This is a genomic window from Candidatus Saccharimonadales bacterium, assembly GCA_036397795.1.
GTDB lineage: Bacteria > Patescibacteriota > Saccharimonadia > Saccharimonadales > DASWIF01 > DASWIF01.
In genome coordinates, this window is record DASWIF010000030.1 from 1 (window position 1) to 8391 (window position 8391).

At 52.6% G+C, this 8391-nt stretch carries 4 protein-coding genes; all 4 read left to right on the forward strand.

Features of this window, described 5'->3' with window-relative positions; translation table 11 throughout:
* Nucleotides 1–1274 (forward strand): hypothetical protein (locus tag VGA08_01775; GenBank protein ID HEX9679324.1); only part of this gene is annotated, 1274 nt, incomplete at its 5' end.
* On the forward strand, nucleotides 1264–5265 hold the full coding sequence (locus VGA08_01780; GenBank protein ID HEX9679325.1) for a hypothetical protein: 4002 nt from the start codon (nucleotides 1264–1266) through the stop codon (nucleotides 5263–5265). The genes VGA08_01775 and VGA08_01780, both read left to right, overlap by 11 nt.
* A 35-nt stretch (nucleotides 5266–5300) precedes the next feature.
* Nucleotides 5301–6170, forward strand: a complete 870-nt coding sequence (locus VGA08_01785; GenBank protein HEX9679326.1) for a hypothetical protein — start codon at nucleotides 5301–5303, stop codon at nucleotides 6168–6170.
* A 139-nt stretch (nucleotides 6171–6309) separates the two neighbouring features.
* Nucleotides 6310–8391, forward strand: a 2082-nt coding sequence (locus tag VGA08_01790) for a hypothetical protein (GenBank protein ID HEX9679327.1), incomplete at its 3' end; no start/stop codon positions are given.

An 8391-nucleotide genomic window follows, 5' to 3' on the forward strand; every position in this document is an offset into this window, starting at 1 on the left:
TAATCAGTCACACCAGTACCAGGATTAGTGTTACTACGGCTGGTATCCTAACCCTATCCGGCTATAACTGCTCGGCCAACGCCAACGGCGGCGCTCTAACCGCCAACTCCTCCGGCGTCATTAGTTGTACTGATGATGATGTGGGAACGGGAACGCCGACACTTGACGACGCCTATAATAATTTCGGTGCCACACCGTCGAAGATAACTATCGACGCTGCCCAGGGTCAAACCGGTGGTCTGGAATTTGAACTTTCAGCTACTAACAATCCGAATTTGGTGTTTGACATGCAAGGTAGCGGCGACATCATTTTCCAGGATGCGTCTAGTGCGTTCTTAACCCTGTCCGATACCGGCGGATTCGAGCTGACGCTTGACGGGACTGATAACCCGGCGATGACAATCACTAATAATGGCAGCAGCAATGTGACCTATAACCTCGCTAGCACAGGGGACTTTGTCATTCAGGATAATGGCACGCCGGTCCTAACTCTGGCGGATAACGGTGATCTTACCTACGTTAGTTCAACCAACGGCACGACCGCCTTTGAAATCCAAAATGCCACCGGGGCGGATACTTTATTCTCGGCCGATACGTCAAATAATCGGGTAGTAATCGGTAATGCCACCGGAACGGGTACGAGTACGACCGTGCTGGTGGTGGATAGCTCGACGGCCGATCCGACAGGAGTTAATGGGGCCATCTATTATAACTCAACCGATAACAAGTTCCGCTGCTTTGAAAACAGCGGCTGGACTGATTGTATTGACACCGGCTCGGTCGTAACGATGGGCAGAATACCGGAATTTTCGGGCGGGTTATTGCACGCCGATGGCAGTAATAACACTGGCACGATGACGGCCGATTTCGTTAATGCCTTAAGCATGGCCCAAGGCGAAAAGCATAACTACTACCAATGGAGTACCGGCCAGGCGTCCGCCCAGGACTATGACATCATCGTCAATGTTCAGATTCCGAGCGACTTCGCGTCAATCGGCGCCGCCAGCACCTTCAAGTTCTGGCATAGCGATCCGGACGGGGCAACGACTAATGCCCAGACGACTTGGGAGCTTTATGATCAGGACGAAACTCAATGCTTCTCGGCGGCGTTTAACGGCGCCAGCGCCGGAGTCTGGGAGCAAGAAGCCGCTTCGAGTCTAAGTACTTGTGCCTTCGCTGCGGGCGACATCATCACTTTTGTTTTCAAGTTATCGACCACATCAACTGCTAGCAACCTATTATTAGGCGAATTTGAGTTCCAATATGCGAATTAAAGTGGGCAGGATAAAACTGATTATGGGCAAGCTGTCAGGTCGTAAGAAAATCCGCTACCAGCTAAGCCGGGGTGTTTCCAGACGCCGATTAGACGCGGTCGAGTTGGTTATAGTGTTAATGGCCGTGCCAATTGGTTTGATGAGATTACTGCTGACGAGCGCCGGCGCGAATGATGTTTTCCGCGTTACGACCTATGAGTTCGAGGGCACAACTTTTACAAATGCTACCGTGACGATGACGCTTAACAATACACTGTCTGAGGATTATTTTGTCATGATTAATGGGGGCACGGGCTCAACCGGTAACCGGGGGGGTAATGTCGACTCGCCCCGAGTTACTATGGACCCTTACGGCAATTTTTCCTCTTCCACGTCAAACGATGACGAGCTCGAATTGACGAGAGGAAGTTCGGGCAACGAGTGGACCGGAGCGATTACGGTCGTCGAATGTCTAGACGCCTGTGCGAGCAAAGGGTTTGTCTTAAGCGAGGTCCGCCACGTCAGCTTGGGAGCAGGCAGCGCCAACACACTGCAGACTGTGACCGATACGTTGTCGGGCAACCACAGCAGCCAAACCGTACCATTTGGCGGACGTTGGGGCGGCGGTATCAGCACGTCAGACAGCAGCAGCACCAGTTATGCGGTGACATTAGGAACTAGAGTCTATAAATCCAGCACCAATCAAATCACTATCGAGCGCTACGGCGGGACTAGCACCGCCCCGGTAGCGGCCGATATCGAGGTTTATATAGTTGAATGGGGCAGCGAGTGGACGGTGCAGGAATCGAATTTCGTGGATTGGGATGCCGGTGGCAACGGAGCCGATATAACCGGCGAGTACACCACTAACTCGATTACAACTGTTGATAGGGCCAACACATGGGTATGGAAATCAGCCGGAACGTCGGAGGGCAATGGTCTTGGCCAGGGCTCGTTTGGCAAGCTCGTAACCTTGGGCGACGGCGTTAATCAAAACGCCTCCGAATCCACGGTAGCGTTGGGCTCCGAGCAGACCGGCACTAATCGCCGAGACACTGTCTACGTTTTGACGCATGATGATTTGGTAACTGATTATCGCTTTTTGACGGACGCTTCTACTGGATTGACCCAGACCACGACGGTGGATGGTGCCACCGATAGCGAGTCATACGATAATTCCAGTTCCACCCTAAGATATACAGAAGGCTATCGGGTACCGCAAATCTGGGCTACCAGTAGTGGTACTGGTACAGCTTTTTCTTCTAACGGCTCTTGGTTCCCCCGGATAACGGCTGATACTACTCTCAAGTACGACGTATCTTACGCGGTGAACAACCACGTTTTCTGGATCCAAGTAGCGGACTTTGCTGGCATTCAAAATGCCGGCGGCGGGGGCGGGGGACCAACCACTGAAAATCTGACCCAGAAAGCCTATATTTGGGAGAACGACGACGGCGCCAGCGCCGATATTAATACCCAACTAGCCGCGGCCAATACGGCCTTGACTGATGTCAGACGAGGCAACCGGCTGACTCTAAGAGCTCAGATTGATAATGACGGCGAGGCGGTTGATAGCGACATCGGTTTGTTTTATGACCGCGGCGACGGATATTGGACTAAGGTCGGCGCCAACTTAGGTGATACGACTGCTGGAGACTGCGACTCCTTTGACGCGGCGTCCATTGGTTCGACTAATTGGGACTGCACGACAATTTTTGACGGCGCGGATACGATTGATGGGTTCTATTCGTCTCTTGCATTCGGTTCGGACGCGACGCCATATTTGGCCTGGCATAACGATGATGCCGGCGGTGACGACTTGATATTTGCCGAGTACGTCGGCAGCGGTGGGGACTGCGATACGATCGACGATAACGGCGGCTCCGACGCCTGGGAGTGTACAATCGTGCACGACGGAACTAATACCTTTGACGCGGCCGAAGTCAGCATGGCGGCGCATGGCAGCGATATTTACATCGCCTATTTTAACGGTAACGGTAACGATGAGTTGTATGTAGCTAACTACGTCGGCAGTGGTGGTAACTGCGACTCGGTTGAGGGAACTGCCGGTTCCGACGCTTGGCAGTGCACCTTGGTGTTTGACGGCGCCGATGATGACGATGCCCGTTGGCCGTCAATTGCGATTGACAGCACCGGCAAACCCTACGTGGCGTTTCATAACGTTGAATCATCAGCCTATGACACGGTAGTCGCGGAATACGTCGGCAGCGGCGGTAACTGCGACGGCTTTGACGGTGTTGGCGGCTCCGACGCCTGGCAGTGTACCACTGTGTTTGATGAAACCAGCACGGCGGCTGCGATTAGAAGTAGCACAATCGTGATCGATCAAGACGACAATCCGATTATCGCTTTTCCGGATCAGGTCAATCTGGGCGATCAGGATTTGATTGTGGCGCAACGTGTCGGCAGCGGCGGCAACTGCGACGGCTTCGACGGAGCGGGCGGCTCCGACGCCTGGCAGTGCACGATGGTCTATGACGGTTCGGATTCAGATGACACCACCAACGAAGCCGAGTTCATCAGCCTAGCGATAGCGCCTGACGGCGCGCCGTGGGTCTCATTCCATAACGATAATTTGCCGGCCACGAGTAATGACGATTTAATCGTGGCGAATTTTGTCGGCAGCGGCGGCAACTGCGACGGCTTTGACGATACCGGCGGTTCCGACGCCTGGCAGTGCACCTTGGTGGTAAATGGCGACAATGGCCACGATATAATCGGAACCTCGTTAGCGTTTGACGCCGCCGGTGTGCCCTGGGTGTCGTTTAATAATGGCGAAGCTAGCGGCCAAGACGACTTGGTTGTCGCCAGATACGTCGGCAGCGGCGGCAACTGCGACGGCTTCGACGATACCGGCGGCTCCGACGCCTGGCAGTGCGAAACGATTATCGACGGAGGCGAGGCCGACGACTTTGTGCGGAGCCAAATCGCCTTTGGCCCGGACGGTAAGGGCTGGATAATTACCAACAGCGATGAGTCGGGCGGAGACGATGTGATTCTGGCTGAGTTTGCCAAAAGCGGTGAATTTAGTGGCGGCTTAAGTCCGGATAAGACGACGGGCGACAGCTTGAGCGAATCTCACTCCGATATGACCTCAACCACCGACACTACTAGTCGGGATGATGCCGATTGTTTGACGGCGGGAGCTACTTGGAATAACGGCTTGTTTACTGAGGCCGACGAAATTACCAGCCTAACACTGCCGGACGGTACGACTACTGTTCAATGTACGGAAATCGCCTACATCGTAGATACCGCCCAAGCGGCCGGCGCGGTTACCTATCGGTTTTTGTTGGCGACCGAGGACGGGCTCAACCCGTCCCGTTCCAGTTGGCGGGGAATTAGTTCGATCACCAGTTATCCGACGCTAACTACGGCTGAGTCGGTGGACGACAACCACTATATTTACTCCAAAGGTGCGGATGATAGCCTAAGTTCGACTGTCGGCCACGCGTCTTATCTGCTAGACCCAGGGCGTTCGCCGCATACAAATATTGAAGGTAACTGTGTTTCTAGCACTGATAAAGGCTACTGCGGAGTCTTTAGAACCGATGGTTTAACCGATGGTATTACGGCCGCTATCGGGGCAAACCCGAACTATGTTTTTGCCGTCCGATTTACTTCAAACTCGGTTTTACCATCGGCTAGCGCCTTCTACCTCAGTAGCGTAGCCCCTAGCACTAACAGTGTGGTACTCCAGGCCTACCGCTTTGGCGGCACCAATGCCTGGGAAACAATTACGACCGATTCGGCTTCCTCCGACTGTTCCAGCGCTAACTGTTCTATCTCTGGATCGCCAAGCGGTACAGTCAGCGAATACTATCAAGCCGAGAGCGCCTATTATTGGATATATTTCCGGCTTTACCAGACTGAATCCGGCGCTAGTCCCTTAAGTTTAAGTTTAGATAACTTCATCTCCAGCCAAACCGGCCAGCTTTTAAGGCATGGCCGGTCGTTTCGGGAAGGCCAAAGCGGAGGCTATTCATGGTAAGAGATACCAACATAAGTAGTAAAATAGAGTCAGCAATGAATTACTCGGCCGCACATATCACCGGAAGCATAAAAACCAGCAACACCTCTTATAGTTGGCTCGTTCGTGTAATTATTACATCGATTTTTACGCTGTTATGCTTACTGTCTTGGTCACAAGTATCGCGAGCGGCCTTTATTAGCGAGGGGTTTTTAAACACCGGGAATCTGGCCGAAGGTATGTTGGTGAGCGTTAACCAGGAGGATCCGGCTAATATTGCTCTAGCTAATCTAACCAATAACCAGTATCTGACCGGTGTAGTGTCTAACAGTGGCGATAGTTTAATCAATGTTAACTACGCCCAGGCCGATATTCAGGTGGCAATCGCCGGGGAAGTCGCCGCTTACGTGTCTGATTTAAACGGCGATATCAAGGCAGGCGACTTTGTCGGTACCTCGTGGCTATCAGGGGTAGGAATGAAGGCCAACGAAGAAGATAAACAAAAGCTTCTAGGAATTGCCCTGGAAGATTTCAACCAGGAAAGTATCGCTCAAGACATCGAGGACGTACCGACGCCATCGGGGGAGAAAACGGCTCGAGTTGGCCTGATCAAGATCAGGCTATTTGATCGAGAAGCCGGCCCGAACCCTACCGGAGGTCTTTCCGGTATAGAGATCCTCGCTAGCAAAATTGCCGGCAAAACGGTGCCCTTCGCCCGGGTATTGGTAGCCAGCGGATTATTTGCCCTAAGTGTGATCATTAGCGGTGTGTTTTTAGCCAATGCAATCAGAGGCAGTTTTATTTCATTGGGGCGTAACCCCTTAGCGTCCGGGTCAATTTTCACCAGCTTGCTGCAAGTCTCCGGCGTATCTGTTAGTTTAGTTTTGATTGGATCGGTAATTGCGTATATACTGTTAGTCGTCTAGAAGATTTAAAAACAAAAACGATAAACTTCTCTCTAGACACCAAAATAAAAACAAAAAATGTCCACACCAACGGCAGCAAGGCTTTTAGCTAGTGGGCTAGCCAACGTCCATCAGCTTGGCTCGTGTCTAAAGGCGGGTTATGGATAACGATAATCCCGAGGCTTTGCTGAGGCACAACCGGCGGCGTGTTCTGCTACTTGGTATCTTACCGGTCTTGGCGGTGATGCTGGCGGTGTTTTTATTGGGGATTTGGCGCTACAACTCCGGCGACGTAAATAATACTGATGGCCCGCAAGCGTTCGAACAGATCACTCAGCTGACGATTGAGCAGTTGGAATCTCTGCCCGACGGATCAAGCATAACCATCAACCGGGCCAATCAACTGGTGATAAACGGCCAACTAACCGCCAATCAGGCGATAACTATCGTACCCGGCTCGCAGCCGCAAAACCCAGACATCGGGACAATTTATTATGACGAAGTCCAAAATAGCTTAAATTACTTTGACGGCGATCAGTTCGTCAGCCTAGCTTCAGTAGTTGGCGACCTCGAAATCTGTTATATCGGTCAGGATTGCGGATTTTTAACGTCAGCCGATTTACCCGATGACATCAGCCTACCGGTAGCAGTCAACGTTACCAACTTGACTGATAACGGCGTACTGCTCGGTAACGGCAGCGGTCCAATCCAGGCTACGGCGGCCCCAGTGGGGGGACAAGTACTGGTTGGGTCAAGCGGCGGGGTACCAATATTTAAAACAATTTCAGGCGACATTAGCCTAACTGCTAGCGGAGCGACAAACCTAGGCTCAAATACTGTCGGAAGCGGCGAGTTGGTAGCTTCCGGGGTAACAGCTGGAACTTACGGTAACGGCTCTGATTATCCGATTTTCACGGTCGACAGCGACGGCCGCATAACCAGCGCCAGCACCTTAGCCTTGCCTGGCGGCGGAGGGGGTGTTACCGCCCTGAATAGTTTAACAGGGGCACTAGACCTTAACGGTACGGCAAACCAGATAATTGTTAACAGCGGTGGGAGTACCATAACGTTATCTACCCCGCAGGACATCGCGGTTGCTTCCAGCCCGACTTTTACCGGTCTTAGTTTGACGGCAAATCTCATAGTCAACGGTGCGAGCACGCTGGGTGATGGCCTGGCCGATGCCGTTATGGTTAACGGGACGATTCAAGGCGGCTCGCCATTTGTCTTTGAGGGTACTGTGGCAGACGCCTTTGAAACCACCTTTGTAATAAATAATCCGACGACGGACAACAGTATTAGTTTTCCGAATATATCAGGCGAGGTATCACTGCTCGGTCAAACCATTGACGATTTGGAAGTGAGCGACAGCATCACTATTGGACCACTTGGCAGCGTCGATGATAATGCCTTATCGGCTAATGTCTCGTTGCTCGGACCCAGCATCGACGGCTCGGAAATCAGCGATGGCACGGTAGCCAATATCGATCTCGCTAACAGCTCGATTACAATCACGGCCGGCCTTGGTCTGAGCGGTGGCGGATTAGTCAGTTTGGGTGGCTCGGTTAGTTTGCAAAATGCCTTCGGTGCTTCGATCGATTCAGTCGAAATAACCGATGGCACGATAAGCCTAATTGATATTGGACAAAACGGTTGTTCGGGCGGCGATGTACTGGAGTGGAATGGCGCGGCCTGGGCTTGTGATCCGGACGACGGCAGCGGGGCCAGCGTGACCTCATTACGGGGCCTTAGCGGAGCTTTGAATTTGGTCGGTACGGCAAATGAAATCGACGTTAGTGATGACACAATTGATACGATTACGGTTGGCCTACCGAGCGCGGTGACAATTGACACGCTAACTCTGACAAACGATCTGACGGTAGCTAACGGCGGGACGGGAGCTTCGACCTTTACCTCTAACGGCCTTATTTATGGTAACGGCGCGGGGGCGCTTTTGGTTACGGCGGCTGGCACGCCCGGCCAGGTATTAGTAGCCAACGGCTCAAACGTACCAACATTTGTGTCTTTTAGTGGTGACGTAGTAGTCGACGCTACCGGCACGACCACTATCCAAGCCGACTCAGTAGCGCTTGGCACCGACACCACCGGCAACTATGTCGCTACCATAACTAACGGCAACGGTATCTCCGGTAGCTCGGCCAGCGAGGGCGGTACGCCGACCATTGCTTTGGGTAATTTGACGGCTAACTGGCAACAAACCGGTGCCTTTGACATCGTGTTA